At 63.2% G+C, this 20,208-nt stretch carries 21 protein-coding genes; 9 read left to right on the top strand and 12 right to left on the bottom strand.

Annotation, left to right across the window (positions count from 1 at the left end; translation table 11 throughout):
• Nucleotides 1-133 precede the first annotated feature (133 nt).
• Both gcvT and AC1DVN_RS09390 read left to right on the top strand, forming a co-directional pair.
• Nucleotides 134-1,234 carry a glycine cleavage system aminomethyltransferase GcvT gene (gene gcvT / locus AC1DVN_RS09395; RefSeq protein WP_003941726.1) on the top strand — a complete coding sequence of 367 codons (1,101 nt, stop codon included), beginning with the start codon at nucleotides 134-136 and terminating at the stop codon, nucleotides 1,232-1,234.
• Nucleotides 1,235-1,266: 32 nt separating this feature from the next.
• Nucleotides 1,267-2,370: a branched-chain amino acid aminotransferase gene (locus AC1DVN_RS09390; RefSeq protein ID WP_003941766.1), complete on the top strand. Its 1,104-nt coding sequence runs from the start codon at nucleotides 1,267-1,269 to the stop codon at nucleotides 2,368-2,370.
• On the opposite strand, the gene AC1DVN_RS09385 is transcribed toward AC1DVN_RS09390, so the two are convergent.
• The 6 genes from AC1DVN_RS09385 to AC1DVN_RS09360 all read right to left on the bottom strand — a co-directional run bounded on the left by AC1DVN_RS09385 (nucleotide 2,364) and on the right by AC1DVN_RS09360 (nucleotide 7,480).
• A complete protein-coding gene (locus AC1DVN_RS09385; RefSeq protein ID WP_081098373.1) occupies nucleotides 2,364-3,185 on the bottom strand; it encodes a dienelactone hydrolase family protein in 822 nt (273 codons plus the stop codon). The two genes, AC1DVN_RS09390 and AC1DVN_RS09385, sit on opposite strands and share 7 nt — an antisense overlap.
• 125 nt (nucleotides 3,186-3,310) lie before the next feature.
• A complete protein-coding gene (locus tag AC1DVN_RS09380) occupies nucleotides 3,311-4,285 on the bottom strand; it encodes a GlxA family transcriptional regulator (protein WP_477993743.1) in 975 nt (324 codons plus the stop codon).
• Between the two features lie 9 nt (nucleotides 4,286-4,294).
• Nucleotides 4,295-5,062, bottom strand: coding sequence for an adenosylcobinamide-GDP ribazoletransferase (locus tag AC1DVN_RS09375; RefSeq protein WP_477993742.1), 768 nt, complete (start codon nucleotides 5,060-5,062; stop codon nucleotides 4,295-4,297).
• Nucleotides 5,063-5,064: 2 nt separating this feature from the next.
• Entirely contained in the window at nucleotides 5,065-6,210 is a 1,146-nt protein-coding gene (gene cobT / locus AC1DVN_RS09370; protein WP_477993776.1) for a nicotinate-nucleotide--dimethylbenzimidazole phosphoribosyltransferase, read from the bottom strand.
• A gap of 23 nt (nucleotides 6,211-6,233) precedes the next feature.
• Complete coding sequence (gene cobU / locus AC1DVN_RS09365) at nucleotides 6,234-6,821, bottom strand: bifunctional adenosylcobinamide kinase/adenosylcobinamide-phosphate guanylyltransferase (RefSeq protein ID WP_477993741.1); 588 nt, start codon at nucleotides 6,819-6,821, stop codon at nucleotides 6,234-6,236.
• A 2-nt stretch (nucleotides 6,822-6,823) separates the two neighbouring features.
• The gene (locus AC1DVN_RS09360) at nucleotides 6,824-7,480 is read right to left on the bottom strand and encodes a DUF3043 domain-containing protein (protein ID WP_007730051.1); all 657 of its coding nucleotides are present in this window, start codon (nucleotides 7,478-7,480) and stop codon (nucleotides 6,824-6,826) included.
• 134 nt (nucleotides 7,481-7,614) lie between these two features.
• On the opposite strand from AC1DVN_RS09360, the gene AC1DVN_RS09355 reads away from it, so the two are divergent.
• From AC1DVN_RS09355 to AC1DVN_RS09345, 3 genes are all read left to right on the top strand, one after another.
• On the top strand, nucleotides 7,615-8,682 hold the full coding sequence (locus AC1DVN_RS09355; RefSeq protein WP_477993740.1) for a glycerate kinase family protein: 1,068 nt from the start codon (nucleotides 7,615-7,617) through the stop codon (nucleotides 8,680-8,682).
• A 149-nt stretch (nucleotides 8,683-8,831) separates the two neighbouring features.
• A complete protein-coding gene (locus tag AC1DVN_RS09350) occupies nucleotides 8,832-9,182 on the top strand; it encodes a HesB/IscA family protein (RefSeq protein WP_007730053.1) in 351 nt (116 codons plus the stop codon).
• Nucleotides 9,183-9,378: 196 nt separating this feature from the next.
• Nucleotides 9,379-10,356, top strand: a complete 978-nt coding sequence (locus AC1DVN_RS09345; protein WP_003941700.1) for a carbohydrate kinase family protein — start codon at nucleotides 9,379-9,381, stop codon at nucleotides 10,354-10,356.
• A gap of 63 nt (nucleotides 10,357-10,419) precedes the next feature.
• Here AC1DVN_RS09345 and asnB read toward each other — a convergent pair whose 3' ends face one another.
• Entirely contained in the window at nucleotides 10,420-12,345 is a 1,926-nt protein-coding gene (gene asnB, locus AC1DVN_RS09340; RefSeq protein WP_477993739.1) for an asparagine synthase (glutamine-hydrolyzing), read from the bottom strand.
• Between the two features lie 319 nt (nucleotides 12,346-12,664).
• Here asnB and ctaC point away from each other — a divergent pair, with 319 nt between their 5' ends.
• Together ctaC and AC1DVN_RS09330 are read left to right on the top strand one after the other, a co-directional pair.
• Complete coding sequence (gene ctaC / locus AC1DVN_RS09335) at nucleotides 12,665-13,729, top strand: aa3-type cytochrome oxidase subunit II (protein ID WP_019748910.1); 1,065 nt, start codon at nucleotides 12,665-12,667, stop codon at nucleotides 13,727-13,729.
• A gap of 39 nt (nucleotides 13,730-13,768) precedes the next feature.
• Nucleotides 13,769-14,185, top strand: coding sequence for a cytochrome c oxidase subunit 4 (locus AC1DVN_RS09330; protein WP_003941723.1), 417 nt, complete (start codon nucleotides 13,769-13,771; stop codon nucleotides 14,183-14,185).
• 107 nt (nucleotides 14,186-14,292) lie between these two features.
• On the opposite strand, the gene AC1DVN_RS09325 is transcribed toward AC1DVN_RS09330, so the two are convergent.
• Nucleotides 14,293-14,682: a DUF3224 domain-containing protein gene (locus tag AC1DVN_RS09325; protein ID WP_020908106.1), complete on the bottom strand. Its 390-nt coding sequence runs from the start codon at nucleotides 14,680-14,682 to the stop codon at nucleotides 14,293-14,295.
• A 66-nt stretch (nucleotides 14,683-14,748) separates the two neighbouring features.
• Here AC1DVN_RS09325 and AC1DVN_RS09320 point away from each other — a divergent pair, with 66 nt between their 5' ends.
• The gene (locus AC1DVN_RS09320; protein ID WP_477993738.1) at nucleotides 14,749-15,045 is read left to right on the top strand and encodes an antibiotic biosynthesis monooxygenase family protein; all 297 of its coding nucleotides are present in this window, start codon (nucleotides 14,749-14,751) and stop codon (nucleotides 15,043-15,045) included.
• 149 nt (nucleotides 15,046-15,194) lie between these two features.
• Here AC1DVN_RS09320 and qcrB read toward each other — a convergent pair whose 3' ends face one another.
• From qcrB to ctaE, 4 genes are all read right to left on the bottom strand, one after another.
• Nucleotides 15,195-16,799 (bottom strand): cytochrome bc1 complex cytochrome b subunit, encoded by a 1,605-nt coding sequence (gene qcrB, locus AC1DVN_RS09315; protein WP_044480654.1) that lies wholly within the window; start codon nucleotides 16,797-16,799, stop codon nucleotides 15,195-15,197.
• A gap of 59 nt (nucleotides 16,800-16,858) precedes the next feature.
• On the bottom strand, nucleotides 16,859-18,001 hold the full coding sequence (qcrA, locus tag AC1DVN_RS09310) for a cytochrome bc1 complex Rieske iron-sulfur subunit (protein WP_020908103.1): 1,143 nt from the start codon (nucleotides 17,999-18,001) through the stop codon (nucleotides 16,859-16,861).
• Nucleotides 17,998-18,849 carry a cytochrome bc1 complex diheme cytochrome c subunit gene (gene qcrC, locus AC1DVN_RS09305; protein WP_020908102.1) on the bottom strand — a complete coding sequence of 284 codons (852 nt, stop codon included), beginning with the start codon at nucleotides 18,847-18,849 and terminating at the stop codon, nucleotides 17,998-18,000. The genes qcrA and qcrC overlap by 4 nt, the downstream gene beginning before the upstream one ends.
• Before the next feature lie 64 nt (nucleotides 18,850-18,913).
• Nucleotides 18,914-19,525, bottom strand: a complete 612-nt coding sequence (ctaE, locus tag AC1DVN_RS09300) for an aa3-type cytochrome oxidase subunit III (RefSeq protein ID WP_020908101.1) — start codon at nucleotides 19,523-19,525, stop codon at nucleotides 18,914-18,916.
• Between the two features lie 127 nt (nucleotides 19,526-19,652).
• On the opposite strand from ctaE, the gene AC1DVN_RS09295 reads away from it, so the two are divergent.
• On the top strand, nucleotides 19,653-20,141 hold the full coding sequence (locus AC1DVN_RS09295; RefSeq protein ID WP_133727505.1) for a hypothetical protein: 489 nt from the start codon (nucleotides 19,653-19,655) through the stop codon (nucleotides 20,139-20,141).
• The last annotated feature ends 67 nt before the right edge of the window (nucleotides 20,142-20,208 follow it).

The raw sequence follows: 20,208 nt of genomic DNA, 5'->3' as shown, positions 1-20,208 counted from the left end.
GATGCGTCCGGTTCTGGCGGATGCCTGAGTCGATGTTAGGCCCTTTGCCGTTTGCGGACGGGCGATCGTCGCGGCCGGGTGAGCTCTCGCTGCGGACATGTTTCGATCGGCGAAGTCCGATAGGTTGTGGGCCATGACCGACGAACAACTGTTGCAGGGCCCGATCCACCCCGTCCACGTCGAACTCGGCGCGACGTTCGCGCCGTTCGGGGGATGGCAGATGCCGGTTTCGTACGCCGGCGTCGTGGCCGAACACACCTCTGTGCGTGAGAATGTCGGACTCTTCGACGTCAGTCACCTCGGCAAGGCCGTCGTGCGTGGCGCGGGCGCCGCAGAATTCGTGAACTCCGCACTGACCAACGATCTGAACAAGATCGGGCCGGGTAAGGCTCAGTACACGTTGTGCTGCAACGAGTCCGGTGGTGTCATCGACGACCTCATCGCGTACTACGTCAGCGACGACGAGATCTTCCTCGTCCCGAACGCGGCCAATACCGCGGACGTCGTTGCGGCTCTGGTCGCCCTCGCACCGGACGGAATCACCGTCGAGGATCAGCATCGTGCCTACGGTGTGCTGGCTGTGCAGGGTCCGAAATCGGTGGCGGTTCTGACGGCGCTGGGACTTCCCACCGAGATCGAGTACATGGCGTACGAAGATGCGGAATGGAACGGCGTGCCTGTTCGTGTGTGCCGCAGCGGTTACACCGGTGAGGTCGGCTACGAACTCCTGCCGCGGTGGGAGGACAGCGAACCGTTGTTCCGTGCGCTTCTCGAGGCAGTGCGCGCCGAGGGTGGGCAGGCCGCCGGACTCGGCGCCCGTGACACTCTTCGTACCGAGATGGGTTATCCGCTGCACGGGCATGAGCTTTCGCTCGAGATTTCTCCGCTCGAAGCGCGCTGCGGATGGGCGATCGGTTGGAAGAAGCCGACATTCTGGGGCAAAGAGACCTTGACCGACGAGAAGGCTGCCGGCCCGGCTCGCAAACTCTGGGGGATCAAGGCTCTCGATCGCGGCGTGCTTCGTGCCGGCCTCGGTGTTCTGCGTGACGGCGAGGCAATCGGCGAGACCACCTCGGGGACGTTTTCGCCTTCGCTCAAAGTGGGAATTGCGTTGGCGCTCCTCGATTCCGGTGCCAATGTCTCGGCCGGCGACGAGATCGAAGTCGACGTCCGTGGTCGTGCTCTTCGGTGCGTCGTGGTGTCTCCTCCGTTCGTGGAGACCAACACCAAGTAGAGAGCTTTTTCACGTTCGATAGGATTGCGCCCATGACAGGTGCCGCCGATTTCGTTCGTGTTCAGAGCTCGTCCCCGAAGTCCGACGCCGAGCGCCGTGACATTTTGGCGGCGCCCGGCTTCGGGCGGCACTTCACCGACCACATGGTCTCGATCGACTACACCGCGGGCAAGGGCTGGCACGACGCCCAGGTGTTGCCGTACGGAAACATCGAGCTCGATCCGGCCGCAATGGTTTTGCATTACGGACAGGCCATCTTCGAGGGCCTCAAGGCATACCGTCAGCCGGGTGGCGAGATCAGCTCGTTCCGCGTCGAGGCCAACGCCGAGCGTTTCGCAGCATCTGCGCGCCGTCTGGCCATGCCGGAGCTCCCGTCGCAGATGTTCATCGATTCCATCACCGAACTGATCGACGTCGATCTCGACTGGGTTCCCGCAGCCGGTGGCGAGGACGCGCTCTACCTCCGTCCGTTCATGTTCTCCACCGAAGCCGGACTCGGTGTCCGTCCCGCCGACGAGTACCGCTACCTGCTGATCGCCTCACCCGCCGGTGCGTACTTCCCGCGCGGCGTCAAGCCGGTCAGTGTGTGGCTGTCCACCGAATACGTTCGCGCGGCCCCCGGCGGTACCGGCGCGGCCAAGTTCGCCGGCAACTACGCCGCTTCGCTCCTCGCCCAGGCGCAAGCCGCCGACGAGGGTTGCGACCAGGTGGTCTGGCTCGACGCCATCGAGCGCACGTACGTCGAGGAAATGGGTGGAATGAACCTGTTCTTCGTCTTCGGCTCCGGCCCCGACGCTCGCCTCGTGACGCCGTCGCTGTCCGGTTCGTTGCTGCCAGGCATCACGCGCAACTCGCTGCTCGCCCTTGCCGCCGATTCCGGTTTCGCCGTCGAGGAGCGCAAGATCAGCACCGACGAATGGCGCACCAAGTGCAAGAGCGGTGAAATCACCGAGGTCTTCGCTTGCGGCACAGCAGCAGTCATCACCCCCGTCGGACGTGTCAAGTCCGCCGAGGGCGAGTTCACCATCGCCGACGGCGAGCCGGGTGAAGTGACGATGGCACTGCGCGACACCCTCACGGGCATTCAGCGCGGCACCTTCGCCGACACCCACGGCTGGATGACCAAGCTTCACTGATCGCTGGTTCGTTCCGCGAGCAACCGCTCGCGGAAGAACTGCAGAATCTCGTCTCGAGCGACGGTGGTGGGCGATCCCGCCTCGTCGACGAGATGAGCCGTCACCACGCTGTGTGGATTGGCAATGACGTGTTCGAAGAACGGTGACGTTGTCGCGTTGGCCGCTTCGTCGGGCAGTACCTTCCCGACGAAGCGCTCGCCCAGGGCCTTCGAGTAGGCCGCAAATCGCTGTGCGCGGCAGAACGGGTCACCTTGAAAGCGGTATGCAAGCACCGTGAGGTCGTCGGCTTCGAGTCTCGAGCGCACGGCTTCGAGTTCTTCGGGCCCGCTGTCGGTTTCGTCCGGTCGATCGAGCGGTAACGACGGTTGGGCGAGAACCGGCGCGATGACCGAGGGTTCGAGCATCATCGACAACGCGAAGTTGCCGGTGAAGCACATCCCGATCACGCCAACGCCAGGACCGCCGCACTCCTCGTGCGCCGAAGCGGCGAGTGCACGCAGCCAACGGACCGCCGGACTCGGTTCGTCGACAGCGAGGGCGCGGAACTCCGCACTGACGCAGGCTCTCTTGAACACCGTCAGCCCCTCGTCCACTGTGGGGACCGCTCCGGCGCGCCCGAACAGAGACGGAACGAAGACAGTGAAACCGGCGTCGCGCACCCAGCGGGCAAATCGCGCTACATGCGGGCTGATGCCCGGCATCTCCGGCATGACGATAACTGCGGGACCGGCGCCGGCCACGTACACGGACTTCGCCACTGCGTCGATGGTGATCGTTCGACGGTCGAAGTCTTCGAGCGGATCGTCTTCGGTCATGCTCCGGTTCGGCACGGTGAGCCCTCTCAGTAGTCGAAACAATTCCTCTGCACAGTCTTTCGGCGGCGGGATCAACTACAGAAGAGGGCGGTTCGCCACGTTTTCGGGCTGGCTCGCCACACGCCTTATCCGGTGCCGCCGTTGCGGAATCGCTTTCGGTAGTCGGCCGGGCTGATGCCGACGCGGTCGGTGAACAGGCGACGGAAGGTTCCGGGATCCTGATAACCGATGTGCCCCAAGATCTTTCCGATAGACCAGTCGGTCGATTCCAACAACCGTTTCGCTTTTCGGATCCGTGCCCGCTGCAGGTAACTGCGCGGCGATTCCCCGGTCTCGTCCTTGAACTTCCGAAGCATGGTTCGGGTGCTGAGGTGAAAAGCATCGGACAGCAGATCCAAGTCGTAAGGCTCCGCCATCCGTTCGACCAGCCAACTTCCGACGTCGTCGGCGAACTGTGTGTGTTTGACGGGCAGCATCGAGTCGACGATGTACGGAGATTGACTGGTTCGGTTTTCGGGCGCCAGAGTAATTCTTGCAGTCCTTCGAGCAATCTTGTCGCCGAGATGCTCGCGCACGAGTGCTGTTGCGAGGTCGAGCGCGGCAGTGAACGCCGCAGTGGTGGTGACGCCGTCGTCCTGGACGATCAACGAGTCGGTTCGAACCGTCGCACCGGGGTAACGACTCGCGATGTCCGCACCGTACAGCCACGACGTCGTACATCGGCGTCCGTCGAGCAGTCCCGCCTCGCCCAGCAGATACGCGCCGACGCAGACCGACGACACCCGAACGCCGCGAGCCTCGCACGCACGGATGAACTCGATTTCTCTGTCCCACAGCGACAAACGCGTCGTAGGGTCTTCGGACGGCACGAGGTCGAACCCCGGCACAACCAGGTGATCGATGTCGTGATGCCCCTCCTGCACCCCGAGCGAAAATCCACCTGCCGCAACTACGGGCGTGCCCGACGCTGCGATGACCGATACCTCGAAGGGGTCGGCGGACGCTCCATCAGCGACCCGATTCGCGATCAGGAGAAGGTCGGTGAAAACGAAGATCTCGGCCGCCAGGCAACCTTCGTACGCAAGGACACCTACTCGCACGACGTCGGATCACAGTCCGAGAGTGAGTCCGACGGCCGTCAGCGTCACAGTGAGTTCGAGTGCGAATCCGAGAACGTCTCCGTTGAGTCCGCCGAATCTACGGACGCAGTGACGCACGCACAGCACACTTGTCATCAGCGCCGACGCGGTCACGAGAGGGCCGAGCCACCACCGGTCGGTGGCAAAGCCGGAAGCGGCGATCAGCGGAAGCGACCACACGATTGCGGCCCACAGCGGTTGTGAATCGGCGACGAGCGCACCGAATCCGCTCGGGCTCGACGCGAGAACACCTCGGCGGCAGGCAAAAACGACGGCCACACGACCCGCAGCGACAGATACGAGAACGGCGATCCACTGCGTGGGGGAGTCGGCAACAGCGAGGACGCCGAAGGAGACCGATTGCAGCCCAAGGAAGATGAACAGTGCCGCGACCCCGAACGGTCCGGCACCGCCGCTGTGCATGACCTCGCGGGCGCGCTCCGGTGGACCGTAACAACCCAGTCCGTCGACGGAGTCTGCCAGTCCGTCCACGTGCATCCCGCGTGTCCCGAGAGCGAGCGCACCGACCGTCAGCAAGCCTGCGAGATAGGGATTCAGGCCGATACTGGTTGTGCCCCAGAGCAGAAACGTCGCGGCAATGCCGAGAGCGATCCCGGTGAGCGGAGCTGCCGCGATGGCGCGACGACCGGCAGTTCGGTCGATGTCGGAGGGACCACGAACCGGAAGGACCGTCAGCCACGAAAAGGCCAGAGGCACTCCGGACAGCGGGCCCGCCATGCTCACTCCGCCGTATCGGTCTTGGTCAGGTCGATCGACTCGGGTTCGTCGGCAGGTGCGCTGCCCTGAGTGCTGACACCGGCTTCGGAGAATGTCGCCATCTTGCCCAGGATTGCCACTGCGCCCTGAAGAATCGGGAGCGCTGTGACTGCACCTGAACCTTCACCGAGACGCATGTCGAACTCGACGATCGGGTCGAGACCCATGCGGGTCAATGCGATGGTGTGGGCGGGTTCGGTGGAGCGGTGTCCGGCGACCCACCATTCACGTGCACCGAAAGCCAGTTCGTCGGCAACCATGGCGGCTGCGGTGACCACTACGCCGTCGAGGATCACCGGCGTGCGACGCGAAGCTGCCTGGGCCAGAAAGCCGGCCATCGCGGCGAGGTCGGCACCCGAAGACGTGCGCAGCAGCGCGACTGTGTCGCGAACGTGCGGACGGGCGCGACGGAGAGCGTCGCGAATCGCTGCGGTCTTGCGGATCCACCCGGCGTCGTCGATACCGGTACCTCGACCCACGACCGCGACGGGTTCACTGTCCGTCAGGGCTGCGATGAGTACGGTTGCGGGCGTCGTGTTGCCGATGCCCATGTCGCCGGCGATGAGAAGATCTGCGCCCCCGTCGATTTCCTCGTCCGCGATCGCTCGGCCGGCGGCGATGGCCTGAAGGGTTTCCTCGTTCGACATGGCGTCTTCGCGGTCGATGGACCCGGAAGACCTGCGCACCTTGTGGTTCGAGACGGACGGATCGGTATCGCCGTCCACTGCGATGTCGACGACGCGTACCGTGGCGCCGGCAACCTCGGCGAGGACGTTGACTGCCGCGCCGCCCCCGAGGAAGTTGGCGACCATCTGTGCGGTCACTTCCGGCGGATAGGCGGAGACGCCGTTGCGGGCGATTCCGTGATCACCCGCGAAGACGACGACGCGAGGCCGAGCGAAAGCGTGTGGGGGACAAACTCCTTGGCAGGCTGATGCCCAGCCGGCGAGAACCTCCAGTCGGCCCAGCGAACCTGCCGGCTTGGTCAGATCACGCTGACGCGCATCGGCCTGCGCACGCACCTCGCGGTCGGGCGGGGTGACGGGTTCGAAGTCGGCGCTACTGACTGGCGCGACGTCAGGGTTGGCATCTGGATTCGCCCCTGAAATGGCCCCTGGATTGGCCTCGGTACTCACATCGTGCCTTCCGGTTGTGCAGCAGTATCTTTCAAGATGAGCGGTAACCCTGCAACCACTAGTACGACACGATCGCACACCGCGGCGATACGAGCGTTGAGAGTGCCGATCTCGTCGCGGAACAGTCGTCCCGACCGTGTCTCGGGGATGACGGCCAAACCCACTTCGGGGCTGACCAGCACCAGGTGTCCGCGGTAGTTCTCGACACTGGCGACCACGCTGTCCGCAGCGGGAGTGACGGTGCCGCGCGGAGCGTCCCAGGCGCCTTGCCGATCGAGTTCCGTGGTCAGCCACGTTCCCAGATCGTCGACCAACGTCGCTGTGTGTGAATCGCTTTCGAGTTGCGCCGCGAGGTCACCGGCATCTGCGGTTTCGACAGTCGACCAATGGGAAGGCCGTCTGTTGCGGTGCTGGTCGATCCGGCTTTCCCAGTCTGCGTCGGTGACATCACGTCTGGCTGTCGCCAGGTACCGGATCGGTGCCGAACCTTCGGGGAAGTGGCCTGCACAAACCAAATCCTCGGCGTGCGCGGACTTACCAGACCGCGCGCCGCCGAGGACCAAAGTTCTATAGGTGTTCGTCACGCTCAGATTGCGTCGCCCGGCCCCACACGAGGCTTCGGTGCGCGCAGCTTACGGATCTGCGACGCGCGAACGAACGCGTACCAGCCGAGCTTGAATCCGCCGTCGGTGCTGTCGGGGAAGCGCTCGGCGACGCGGTTGTTGATCATGCGACCGAGCCAGATGCCTTCACCGACCATGAAGAGCATCATCACGAGCATTGCCAGCGTGACGATCTGCTGGAGCGCGGGCGTGACGAACATCGTCATGATGAGGATCAACGCGAGCGGCATGAACAGCCCGACGAGGTTGCGGCGAGCGTCGATGAAATCACGGACGTAGGCGCGAACCGGTCCCTTGTCGCGGGGGAGCAGGTACTTGTCCTCGCCGGCGAGCATGCGGGCGCGGCGGTCTGCCGACGATGCGCGACGCTCGGCGGCTTCGGCCTTGCGGTCCTCCTTGGAGCCGCGGGTCGCCTTACGGCGGGCGCGGGCTTCCTTCGCGGTCAGCGGGGCAGGGGCAACGGGGCCACGCCTCTTCGCCTCGGCGTCACGACGCTTGGGTGTGGGGCGGCCCTTGCCCACCTGCTCGATGGGCGCCTCTTCGGAGGCCGAGGATGCCTCAGTGCCCTCGACGTCACGTTTGTCGGAGTTGTCTGAGTCACCGCGGCGTAGCAATTTCACACCTCCAGGCTATTGGATAAGTGCACGGTCTGGGAAACCGACCTCGGTCTTTCTGAAAAACCCGATCGCCCGAGGCACTGAAACGCGCGAGATCGTGAAACATCGGGGTCATTCGGGACTCTTAGACTTCGGCTATGCGGGTAATAGTTGCTCCAGATTCGTTTGGTGAGACGTTGACGGCCGTCGAGGCGGCTGAGTCCATTTCTGCCGGTTGGCGACGTGGCCGACCCGAAGACGACGTCGTCACCGCGCCACAATCCGACGGTGGTCCGGGTTTCGTCGACGTCTTGGCCACGGCTGGGGGCGACATCCGGACCGCACGGGTGCCTGGGCCACTGACCGTGGGCGTCGACGCCGCGTGGCTGTTGGATTCGGACACGGCGTACATCGAGTCCGCCGAGGCTGTCGGGCTCGGTCTGCTCGGAGGTCCGCCGACACGGGACAGCGCACTCGCCGCGCACAGTCGCGGTGTCGGAGAACTGATCGCTGTCGCGCTTGAGGCAGGCGTGAAGACGATTGTCGTCGGACTCGGTGGGAGTTGCTGCACCGACGGGGGACGTGGGCTGGTGGAGGCGCTGGGCGGTCTGGAGGCCGCAACGGCGGCTACGGCGGGCATTGCGTTGGTCGCGGCCACCGACGTCGAACACGTACTTCTCGGCGAGCACGGTGCGGCAGCGGTGTTCGGCCCGCAAAAGGGCGCCGACGCCGATGCCGTCTCTGTCCTCGAAGCGAGAAACGTGAGATGGGCCGAAAAGTTGGAGTCCGCCACCGGAAAACGAGTGTCGGATTTTCCGGGTGCCGGCGCCGCGGGTGGTATCGGTGCTGCGCTGTTCGCCCTCGGTGCACAGCGGCGATCGGGGGCCGACGTCGTTGCCGATCGCACCGGCCAGGCGGCGCTATTGGCTTCCGCTGACCTGGTGATCACGGGTGAAGGCAAGTTCGACCACCAATCTCTGCGCGGCAAACTCGTCACGACGCTTGCTTCGGCCGGGGCGGCACACGGAGTTCCGACGCTCGTCTTTGCCGGTCAGGTGACGCTCGACGCGGCGGACTATTCGTCAACCTCGATAGTCGCGACAAAATCGGTGACGGAGTTCGCCGGGTCGGTGGAACGTGCGATGGAGGAAGCGTCGGCGTGTCTTGAGGGACTCGCCGAACACACGGCACGGGAGTGGAAGATCTGGCGCGGCGCCCGGAGCTGAGGATCCACAAGCGTCGACGCGCCGTTGCCGTGTCGGGAAGACCGGATAGGATGAAGACGAATCGCACCCGGTAAGGACTGGCGGGAATAAGTCGGCAGCGGCGTACCGTTGAAGCGTTCACGGGTTGGTACGAACATTAGGGAGAGCCCATGACTGTGCAGAACGAGACCGCCACCCACGGCGTCAAGATGACCGAGGCCGCATCCGCCAAGGCGAAGGCACTCTTCGATCAGGAGGGTCGCGACGACCTCGCGCTGCGTATCGCAGTGCAGCCCGGCGGCTGTGCCGGACTGAAGTACCAGCTGTTCTTCGACGACCGCACGCTCGACGGTGACCTCACTGTCGACTTCAACGGCGTCAACCTGGTTGTCGACCGGATGAGCGCGCCGTACGTCGAAGGTGCGTCCATCGACTTCCTCGACACCATCGAGCAGCAGGGCTTCTCGATCGACAACCCCAATGCAACAGGCTCCTGCGCCTGCGGTGACTCGTTCAACTGAGTCTGTCGATCACAACTCAATTCACAAACAACTGACGCGGAACCGACATTCGGTTTCGCGTCAGTTGTCTGTGGTGACTCGTACGTAGACCGTTCCGATCTGACGGTTCGGGCGCCGATGACGGCGCTACGGGCGGTAACGTGAACTTTTGCTCCTCTTTCATTCTTGTACTCACTTCGCTGAAAGGCCACGATCCGTGACTATTGCGGTAACCGGTTCCATCGCCACCGACCACTTGATGCGCTTCCCCGGCCGATTCGCCGATCAGCTCCTCGCCGATCAGCTCGCCCACGTTTCGCTGAGTTTCCTGGTGGACGATCTCGTGATTCGCCGCGGTGGTGTCGGCGGCAACATCGCTTACGCCATGGGCGTGCTCGGTGGGTCCCCGCTACTCGTCGGCGCAGTCGGTGCCGACTTCGCCGAGTACCGCACGTGGCTCGAGGACAACGGCGTCGACTGCAGTGCGGTACGTATCTCGGACAAGGCACATACGGCGCGTTTCGTGTGCACCACCGACGAGGACATGGCGCAGATCGCGTCGTTCTACCCCGGTGCGATGAGCGAGGCCCGCGAGATCGAACTCGCGGCAGTGGCCAAGACTGCGGGCGCAGTCGAGTTGGTGCTGATCGGCGCCAACGACCCCGAGGCCATGGTTCGCCATACCGACGAATGCCGTCTGCTCGGAATCCCGTTCGCAGCGGATCCGTCGCAGCAGCTTGCTCGCCTGTCCGGTGACGAGGCCAAGGCGCTCATCCACGGTGCGAAGTACTTGTTCACCAACGAGTACGAGTGGGGTCTGCTTCAGCAGAAGACTGGTCTGAGCGAGGAAGAGATCCGTGCGCAGGTCGGCATTCGTGTCACCACCCTCGGCTCCAAGGGTGTGGAAATTGTTGACGCCGAAGGTAATTGGGTGCGCGTCGACGTAGTGCCCGAGACCGGCAAGGTGGATCCGACGGGCGTTGGCGACGGCTTCCGCGCCGGGTTCCTGCTCGCACACGGCGCTGGCCTGAGCTTCGAGCGCGCCGCACAGCTGGGATCTTTGGTCGCTGTGCTGATCCTCGAGACCGTGGGAACGCAGGAGTGGGTGTTCAATCGCGACGAGGCCCTCAAGCGCCTTACCGACGCTTACGGCAGTGCGGCTGCGGACGAGATCGCGACGATCCTGCCGAAGTAGGGCTCCGCCCCGTGAGTGGTTGAGGAGTCCGGAGACTCCCTGACCACTCACGGGGCCGAAGGCCTAGATGTTGACCGGGTACACCGGTTCCTGGATCTGCGGCACGATGCGCTTCTCCACGAAGATCCCGTGCCAGACCATGAACGTCAGCACGGTCCACAGGCGTCGGCTGTGGTCGGACACGCCCTCGCGGTGATCGTTGAGCATCTTCACGACGGCCTGCTTGTCGAAGATGTGGTCGGTACCCGACTCCTCGATCTGCAGATGTGCCCAGTCGAAGAGTTCGGTGCCGCGCAGCCAATGGCGTAGGGGAACCGGGAATCCGAGCTTCGCACGGTGCAGAACATGGTGCGGCACAATGCCTTCCAGGGCCTGACGCAGTGCGTACTTGGTTGTGTCCTTCGTGATCTTCTGATCGAGCGGCACGCGTGACGCTACGTCGAAGACCTCGGGATCGAGGAACGGCACACGCAGTTCCAGCGAGTTGGCCATCGTCATCTTGTCGGCCTTGACGAGGATGTCGCCGCGCAGCCAGGTGAACAGGTCGAGATGCTGCATCCGGGCAACCGGATCCCAGTCCCGTGACTGCGCGTAGATCGGCGCGGTGACGTCCTGGTGAGTCCACTCGGGGCGGAAATCGCGAAGGACGGCGCGGAGCTGAGCGTCGTTGAAGCTACGAGCATTGCCGTAGTAGCGCTCCTCGAGGGTCAACGAACCGCGATTGAGCAGACTCTTGCCGCGAGTACCGTCCGGGATGCGTTCGGACAACTTGCCCGCAGCCCGACGCAATCCCTTGGGGAGGTACTCGAAAGGCTTGAGCGACAACGGCTCACGGTAAATCGTGTAGCCGCCGAACAGCTCGTCGGCACCCTCGCCGGACAGCACGACCTTGACGTGCTTGCGGGCTTCCTTGGCGATGAACCACAGCGGAATCAATGCCGGATCGGCTACCGGGTCGTCGAGGTACCAGACGATCTCGGGAATGGCAGCGGCGAACTCGGCGGGGGAGACCACCTTGACGACGTGCTTCGCGCCGATCGCCGCGGCAGATTCTGCAGCGACGTCGACCTCGGAATAGCCCTCACGTTCGAAACCGGTCGTGAAGGTGATCAGGTTGGGGTTGTGGCGCATCGCCAGTGCCGCGATCGCCGTGGAGTCGATACCGCCGGACAGGAACGAACCGACGGTGACGTCGGCGCGCATGTGCTTGGCGACCGAATCCTCGAGTGCCTCGGCGATTTCCTGGTAGCGCGCCTTCTCGGTGCCAGGTGCAAAAGGCTTGGCCGGGAACTTCGGCGTGAAGTACCTCGTGAACGTGGGTTCCTCGCCCGGACGCACCCGGGCGAAGCTGCCCGACTCCAGGCGTCGGATCTCCTTGTGCAGTGTTTCCGGCTCCGGTACGTACTGCAGAACGGTGTAGTGCTCGATGGCGCGCGGATCCAGCTCGGTACCGATGCCGATCAGATCGGTGAGTTCGAGCAGGCTCTTCTTCTCACTGCCGAACGCGGTGCCGCCGGCGCCGGTAGCAATGAACAGCGGCTTGATCCCGAACGGATCGCGCGCGATGAACAGCTCGCGTGTGTCGGTGTCCCAGATCGCGAACGCGAACATTCCGCGTAGGCGCCGGACCGCATCCTCACCCCAGTAGTGGAATGCAGCGACGATGGCCTCGGAGTCGCCCTCGGTGAAGAACTTGGCGTCGTGGTCCTTGGCCAGTTCGGCGCGGATCTCCAGGTAGTTGTAGATCTCGCCGTTGAACGTGAGCGCATAACGCTCCGGGTTCTCCGGCGGGCCCCAACGCAGCGGCTGGTGGGAATGAGCGATGTCGATGATCGCCAGGCGGTTGAACCCGAAGACGAGGTGGTCGTCGTTCCACGTCCCGTGTTCGTCCGGCCCGCGGTGACGAAGGCAATGCATCGCCTGGTCGACCCGCGAGACGGCGTCCTCGCTGGTTCCGCCAGATGTCAGTAGCCCGAGCAGTCCACACACAGCGTCCGGTTCCTCGATTCAGAATTTTTGTAGAGAAGGCTCCCGGACACGAGTGTCGGGGAGAGGTCAACGAACTCTTGTCGAAAGTATGCCGCAGATCGACGTCCCTGCCGATCGCGGCGGAACGAATCGACGTGATGTGCGTCGCCGAAACGACCTGAGCCGTTCCTGAGCAGCACCTGAGAGAGCTGTGTGACGTCCGCCGCGACACGGGCGAGGACCCGAGGATGGATAGCGCCCGGCTTTGGTCTACGCTGCGTAGTAATTGGGCCTTCCCTCCGGGCATGCCCTAGTTGAATTTTGTGGCGATCAGGAAGGCGTGAACGTGGCGCAAGGTCGGATCCTTCGGCGAGCGGGGCTGGCAGTATCTCTGGGCATTGCTGCCTTGCTGCTGTCGGGTTGCTCCATCGACAACGAAGTGCTTCGTTTCGGGTGGCCTTCGGGCATCACCCCGGAGGCGACGCGCATGCGTGAGCTGTGGACGTGGTCGGTTGTAGCCGCCCTCGTCATGGGTGTGCTGGTGTGGGGACTGGTCTTCTGGGCCGTCATCTTCCACCGCAAGAAGAAGGACTCGCCGGAATTCCCGCGTCAGACGGCATACAACGTGCCTCTCGAACTCGGTTACACGGCAGTTCCCTTCGTCATCATCGCGGTTCTCTTCTACTTCACCGTCATCGTCCAGAACCATGTTCTGGACAAGACGGACAACCCTGACGTCGTCGTAGACGTCACGGCATTCCAGTGGAACTGGAAGTTCGGCTACCGCTCCATCGAGTTCGGTGACGGCAGTGCCAAGTACAACGGCATCGACGTCGAAGCCGAAGAGGCTGCCAAGGCCGAGGGCTCCACTGTCAACGATCACGGCGAAGAAGTTCCCGGCCCGATCCACGGCAACAGCACCGAGGACCTGAGCTACCTGCACTACGACAAGATCGAGACTGTCGGCTCCAGCCAGGAGATCCCGATCCTCGTTCTGCCCACCGGCAAGCGGATCCAGTTCGAACTCGCTTCCTCGGACGTCATCCACGCTTTCTGGGTGCCTGAGTTCCTGTTCAAGCGCGACGTTCTCCCGAACCCCAAGGAGAACCACTCGGACAACATCTTCCAGATCAGTGAGATCGAGAAGGAAGGCGCGTTCGTCGGGCGTTGTGCAGAAATGTGTGGCACGTTCCACGCGATGATGAACTTCGAGGTTCGTGCGGTTTCGCCCGAGGACTTCGCCAAGTACATCGAACTGCGCAAGGGTGACGCGGAGGGCAAGGGTGGTCTGACGACCGCCGAGGCCCTGCAGGCAATCGGTCAGTCGCCGGTGGCTACGTCGACCACGCCGTTCAACACCGACCGCGAGTACCGTCAGGCAACCGTCGCCACTGCAGGCAACTGAGCCGGCCAGCCTCTTCACTGAACAAGGACAAGTGCTGATATGAAGATCGAAGCCAAGCTCTTCGAGATCCTGACGATGTTCTTCATTCTCGTCGCGATCATCTACGGAGTGTTCACCGCTCTGTCACGCACAGGTATCGAGTGGGCCGGACTGACGGCCATCGTCCTGTCTGCAGGTCTGACGCTCATCGTGGGTACCTACTTCCGCTTCGTTGCCCGTCGTCTGGACACCCGTCCCGAGGACTACGACGACGCAGAAATCTCGGATGGTGCAGGAGAACTGGGCTTCTTCAGCCCGGGTAGCTTCTGGCCGATCCTGCTTGCCGCCGCAGCTGCACTCGCGGCAGTGTCGCTGGCGTACTTCCAGCCGTGGCTCATCGCAGTCGCAGTTGTCTGTGTGCTCGCCGCAGCCGCAGGCCTGGTGTTCGAGTACTACACCGGACCTGAGAAGCACTAGTTTCACCCGCACTCGAACAGAGGCGCCGCACCCACCCGGGTACGGCGCCTTTGTTGTCGTATCTGCGAGTTGCGGTACGAGGGTGCCGATTACCCAACCGCTCTTTGTCAGTCGTGGAGCGAGTATTCGAGGTCGTAGCGGTGCAGACCGTCGACGATCTCTAGCTCGAGAGTGCCTGAGATGCCCTTCAGCTCACCGGTTCCGGACCCCGGCACGATCTCGTACAGAAGCTTCTGCGTTCCGTTGATCATCTGACCGAACTGCTGCAGTGCGAACGATCCCACAGCTTCGTCGACCTGCCCGGTGACAAACTCCAAAGCGACGTAGCCCGCTTCACCGGTTGTCGGATCGCCCGCGGACAGCATGAGTCCGGTCGATGTGCCTTCGACGCCGCCGATGAACGTCTTGTCGAACTCGAAGCGCCCGACGCGTCCGGAGAGCTCAGGATCGGCGGGGCGGAGATCGATCTCGAAGGTGCCGCGTGCATGGGATGTCATGGTCCGAGTATCTCACCAGGCGGCAACGCCTCGAGGGGACTCCCGAGAACGTGCAACACTCCGTAGATGATCCTCGAACATGCCGTCCTGCAGGTCGATCCGTCGCAGTCAGCGCGATTCGAGGCCGCGTTCGATGTAGCCCGAACCATCATCTCCGAGGTCCCCGGATTCGTCAGGTTGCGGCTCTCGCACTGCCTGGAATCGCCGGAGCGATATCTCCTGCTCGTCGAGTGGGAAGACGTGGAGTCACACACCATCGGGTTCCGTCAGTCCACGGGATACGAGAAGTGGCGAGAACTTCTCCACCACTTCTACGAGCCGTTCCCGACGGTGGAGCACTATTCAACTGTGCTCGAGGTCTAGCAAAGGCGTAGTGCCCGCTGTTGTCGGCGCTCAGACGTCGAACCGGGGGAGTGGTGACCCACTGAAGGTTGTCATGCTGAATCGCTCAGAGAACGAGTGAGGCCCCGAACCGGAATGCGGTTCGGGGCCTCACTGGTCAACTGTCGTCCTTAGTGGAGTTCTCCACTGGAACCATCGGACTTGCCGTTGGTTCGGTTCTGGTAGTCCAGAAGGATCTGAAGCTGCTCGTGCTCAGCTTCGTGATGAGCGGCTTCGAGAGCCTCGCTCTCCTCGACTGGGTCAGCGGTGATCAGGCTACCGCTACCGGGCTTGCCGGCGAGGCCGAGCTTGTTCATCTTCTTCGGGACAGCAGCACCCTGGTACTCGAGCGGGATCGGGTGTCCGTGCTCGTCGACGGGGCCGAGCGGCTGGTGGATCTCGATGTACTGGCCGTTCGGCATCCGCTTGATGATGCCGGTCTCGATGCCGTGTTCGAGGACTGCACGGTCACTGCGCTGCAGGCCGATGCAGAACCGGTACGTCACGAAGTACGCGATGGGCGGAAGGATGACCATGCCGATACGGCCGATCCACGTCATTGCGTTCAGCGAGATGTGAAGGTGGTACGCGATGATGTCGTTGATGCAGGAGATCGTGAGCACCAGGTAGAACGCGATGGACATCGCACCGATAGCGGTACGGACCGGCACGTCGCGCGGGCGCTGCAGGATGTTGTGGTGAGCGTCGTCTCCGGTGAGACGCTTCTCGATCCACGGGTACGCGATCAACAGTGCGAAGACGAGGCCCATGATCAGGGCGACGGCGAACACTGCAGGGATCGTGTAGCGGCCGAACAGGTAGATCTCCCACGCCGGCCACAGTCGAGCAAGGCCGTCCGTCCACATCATGTAGATATCGGGCTGGGAACCTGCCGAGACCTGTGACGGGTTGTACGGACCGATGTTCCAGACGGGGTTGATCTGGAACAGACCACCGAGCAGTGCGAGCACGCCGAAGGTCATGGCGAAGAACGCGCCACCCTTCATTGCGAAGACCGGGAGGATGCGGACGCCGACGACGTTCTGTTCCGTACGGCCGGGGCCGGGGAACTGCGTGTGCTTCTGGTACCAGACCAACGCGAGGTGGCCGGCGATCAGAGCCAGGATGATGCCCGGGAACAGCAGCACGTGAGCGACGTAGAGACGCGGGATGATGAGGTCGCCGGGGAAGTCGCCGTCGAAGATCAGCCAGTGCATCCAGGTACCGACGATCGGGATACTCATCGTGATACCACCGAAGGCGGCGCGAAGGCCGGTGCCCGAGAGCAGGTCGTCGGGGATGGTGTAGCCGAAGAAGCCTTCGAACATCGCCAGGATGAGCAGCAGGCAGCCGATGACCCAGTTCGCTTCACGCGGACGACGGAATGCGCCGGTGAAGAAGATGCGAGCGAGGTGAACGATGATCGACGCCGCGAACATCAGTGCAGCCCAGTGGTGAATCTGGCGAACGAAGAGACCGCCGCGCACCTCGAAGGAGATGTTCAGGGTCGTCTCGTAGGCGCGAGACATCGTGACACCGCGAAGCGGCTGGTACGCGCCCTGGTAGACGACGTGTGCCATCGACGGATCGAAGAACAGTGTCAGGAATACACCGGAGATCAGCAGGATCACGAAGCTGTAGAGCGCGATCTCGCCGAGCATGAAGGACCAGTGCGTCGGGAAGACCTTGTTGATCTGCCGGCGCATGCCTGCGGCGAGGTGGTAGCGGGAGTCCATAGCCTCCGCTTGTCCAGCCGCTGCCGCGCTGATCTTGGACGGTTTGGTTGTTGTTGTGGTCACGGTCGACGCTCCCAAAATGCCGGGCCGAGTGCTTCGATGAAGTCACCGTCGGCGACCAGGAAGCCCTCTTCGTTCACTGTAATAGGCAACTGCGGAAGTGCGCGAGCAGCGGGACCGAAGATCGGCTTGCCGTAGGTCAGTGCGTCGAACTGCGACTGGTGGCAGGGGCACAGAATACGGTTGCTCTGCTGTTCGTAGAGCGAGGTGGGGCAACCCAGGTGGGTGCAGATCTTCGAGTACGCGAAGTAATCGCCGTAGTTGAAGCTCTCCTGGCCCTTGCGCTTGGTGACACGCGCGGTGTCTTCCGTGCGGAGGCGGATGAGCATCACCGAGTTACGAATGCCGCGCAGTGCTGCGAGCAGAGCGTGCTCGTCGCCACGGTCGGACTCGCGGAACGGGAAGACCGTTTCCATCGAACCGGCATCGAGATCTTCCGGGCGAACGAGGACGATGTCCTCGGGACGGCCGGTGTCACGACGCAGGTAGATCGTCTCGCCCGGGTAGTTCGGGGTCCAGCCGGACACCCACAGGGGTGAGTCGTCGCCCTTGGCCCACGGGTTCTTGATGAGTCCGCCGAGAGGCATGACCATCATGACGCCGAGTGCGCCACCGCCGAACATCAAGCTGCGCTTGATGGCCTTGCGGCGGGGGAGGGTGGACGTATCGAGGGTGTCGCCGAGCTCGGCGACGATCGTGCGACGATCGACCTCGGTGGATCCACCGTCGTGGCGGTCCTGGATCGAGACCTCTTCGGGGATGAACTTTTTGGTGAACTGAACGGCACCGATGCCGACGCCGAGGATCGCCAGACCCATGGTCAAGCCGATCAGCGGGGTGTACAGGCTGTACTTGCCGTAGTTCTCGTCACCGGCGCCTGCATACTCCCAGGGCCAGAACAGGTAGATCGCGATGAATGCGATCGCCGAAACGCCGGCGAGGCCGAACCAGAAGGCGACGTTGCGCTCGGCGCGCTTTTCCGCCCTGGTGCCCTTTACCGACCAACGATCACGGCGGTAGACGACATCGACGCCATCGAGATTGGTACCCAGCTTGACCAGGTCGTCGCGTGACATCGCGTCGAGCTCTTCATCTGTGTACTTCTTAGGCGTATCGCCGCCATGCTGGCCAGCGTCGCTCATGACCTTGCTCCGATCCACAATGCTGCACCGACGACAGCGATGATTCCGACGGCCCACATGGCGAGACCCTCAGAGGCCGGACCGAGGCCACCGAGCCCGTACCCACCGGGGTCCTTCGACTCGCCCGACGACTTGACGTAGGCGATGATGTCCTTCTTCTCCTCGATCGTCAGCTGACGATCCGAGAACTTCGGCATGTTCTGGGGGCCGGTAACCATGGCAGCGTAGATCTGCTGCTCGCTGGCCGGATCCAGGACCGGGGCGTACTTGCCCGAGGACAGTGCGCCACCGCGGCCGGTGAAGTTGTGGCACGACGCGCAGTTGAGCCGGAAGAGCTCACTGCCGCGTCCGATGTCGCCACCGCGCAGCGAGGACTGGGCGATTTCGCCGTTCTCGTCGCGGATGAGCGTCGGGCCGCCGCCGTTGGCCTGGATGAAAGCGCCGAGGGCGTCGGTCTGCGCAGCATCGAACTTGGGGTCCTTGCGTGCAGCCTGGGCCTCGTTGCGAGCTGCGGGCATACGACCAGAGGAGACCTGGAAGTACACGGCTGCTTCGCCGACGCCGATGAGGCTGGGACCGCGGTCCTGCACGCCCTGCAAGTTCGCGCCGTGGCACGTGATGCATGACGTGTCGTAGAGCTGCTTGCCTTCACGAATCAGGGCTGCTGAATCGTCGCTGGCGGTCGCAACCTGCGGAGCTGGTGTCAACGCCGAAGCGAGGAAACCTGCGCTGATCAATCCCATCATCAATACGAGCGCGCCGGTAACGCGCCGGCGGATTTTCCGCTGGCGACGCGACTTCGCGGCATTCGCTGAGTTATCGGATGCGGGAGGGGGGGATGAACTCATCTGTATCCCTTTGGTATGTCGGGACGGAACTGGACGTCAGGGGCTGCCTGGGGCGTACAGCTGATTAACGGATGAAATAAATCGTGGCAAACAGCGCGATCCACACGATGTCGACAAAGTGCCAGTAGTACGAAACAACGATCGCGGCGGTGGCCTGGGCGGGCGTGAACTTGCTGACCCGGGTACGTGCGATCAAGAAGACGAAGGCGATGAGACCGCCGATGACGTGCAGACCGTGGAAGCCGGTGGTCATGTAGAACACCGAGCCGTACACGCTGCTCGAAATCGTGGTGCCCTCGTGCACAAGGTGGTAGTACTCGTAACCCTGGCCGGAGACGAAGAACGCCCCCATGATCAAGGTGATGGTGTACCAGCGACGAAGTCCGAAGACGTCGCCACGCTCAGCCGCGAAGACACCCATCTGGCAGGTGAACGAAGATGCGATAAGCACCAAGGTCACCGGCACGGCCAGATACAGGTTCAATTCGGTTGGCTCCGGCGGCCAATTTCCGTTCGCCTGAGCTCGTGCCACGAAGTACATGGCAAAGAGCCCTGCGAAGAACATGAGCTCACTTGACAACCACACGATGGTGCCAACGCTGACCATATTCGGCCGGTTCAGCGAGTGCACGCGTTGGGTGATTGCCGATCCTGAAGTCCCTACTGCGCTCGTCACAGACAGAAGTATGACGCTTCGTCGTAAGAGACGACCACTCGGGTCCACCATCGGCGCGTCGCTCGGCTCGAGTTCGCGGGATCGGGCGGCGAACGCGCTGGTGGCGTGGTCGGAATATGCTGGCGCGATGGCAGCTACACACAAGAGTAGACCGTGGTTCCTGAGAATTTTCGGCACGAAGATTCCGACGCCGCTCGACGCAGGGCGGTCGGATCTGGTCGTCGTTGCCGAGGGCTTCGACGACGCCGAGGCGAGTTCGACCGCTCTCGAACGTGCCGGCTCCACCGAGCCGGAGTTTCGGGCGGAGTCCGAAGTGGTTCTGCGGCACCATCTCGACCTTCCGGAGGACTCGGTTGCCGATGCCGAGAACATCGTCGCTCAGGACGGATATGTGCGAGGCGCGAGTCGGCCCGAGGACGTGACTCAGGCGGTCGAGAATTCGTTTCGCGTCATCTTCGAGCGTGTCCAAATCCTCGACGCCCTGCATTGCTCCCAGGAGCGATCACGAATGGCCGGTCTGGCGCAGCGACTCGGTGGTTCGGTCGCCGGGTGGGACGCGCTCCAGCCCCCGATTCTTGCGGAGGCGACGCCCAAACGCGGTCGCCGAAAGACCTGAGCGGCCCTATTCGGTTTCCTTGCTACCTCACTGACTAGGCTGCGAGGGTCATCGGCAGCACAAAATG

Source organism: Rhodococcus sp. P4_E4 (assembly GCF_056401575.1).
The sequence above is the reverse complement of the archived record's forward strand: the minus strand, read 5'-3'. Positions and strand labels throughout refer to the sequence as shown.

Excerpts from the sequence above, each read along its gene's own strand:
- qcrB (WP_044480654.1), bottom strand. The coding sequence starts at position 16,799 with ATGGACTCCCGCTACCACCTCGCCGCAGGCATGCGCCGGCAGATCAAC.
- qcrC (WP_020908102.1), bottom strand. The coding sequence starts at position 18,849 with ATGAGTTCATCCCCCCCTCCCGCATCCGATAACTCAGCGAATGCCGCG.
- AC1DVN_RS09390 (WP_003941766.1), top strand. The coding sequence starts at position 1,267 with ATGACAGGTGCCGCCGATTTCGTTCGTGTTCAGAGCTCGTCCCCGAAG.
- AC1DVN_RS09295 (WP_133727505.1), top strand. The coding sequence starts at position 19,653 with ATGGCAGCTACACACAAGAGTAGACCGTGGTTCCTGAGAATTTTCGGC.
- AC1DVN_RS09350 (WP_007730053.1), top strand. The coding sequence starts at position 8,832 with ATGACTGTGCAGAACGAGACCGCCACCCACGGCGTCAAGATGACCGAG.
- qcrA (WP_020908103.1), bottom strand. The coding sequence starts at position 18,001 with ATGAGCGACGCTGGCCAGCATGGCGGCGATACGCCTAAGAAGTACACA.
- AC1DVN_RS09320 (WP_477993738.1), top strand. The coding sequence starts at position 14,749 with ATGATCCTCGAACATGCCGTCCTGCAGGTCGATCCGTCGCAGTCAGCG.
- AC1DVN_RS09325 (WP_020908106.1), bottom strand. The coding sequence starts at position 14,682 with ATGACATCCCATGCACGCGGCACCTTCGAGATCGATCTCCGCCCCGCC.
- AC1DVN_RS09355 (WP_477993740.1), top strand. The coding sequence starts at position 7,615 with ATGCGGGTAATAGTTGCTCCAGATTCGTTTGGTGAGACGTTGACGGCC.
- AC1DVN_RS09385 (WP_081098373.1), bottom strand. The coding sequence starts at position 3,185 with ATGACCGAAGACGATCCGCTCGAAGACTTCGACCGTCGAACGATCACC.
- AC1DVN_RS09375 (WP_477993742.1), bottom strand. The coding sequence starts at position 5,062 with ATGGCGGGCCCGCTGTCCGGAGTGCCTCTGGCCTTTTCGTGGCTGACG.
- AC1DVN_RS09330 (WP_003941723.1), top strand. The coding sequence starts at position 13,769 with ATGAAGATCGAAGCCAAGCTCTTCGAGATCCTGACGATGTTCTTCATT.
- gcvT (WP_003941726.1), top strand. The coding sequence starts at position 134 with ATGACCGACGAACAACTGTTGCAGGGCCCGATCCACCCCGTCCACGTC.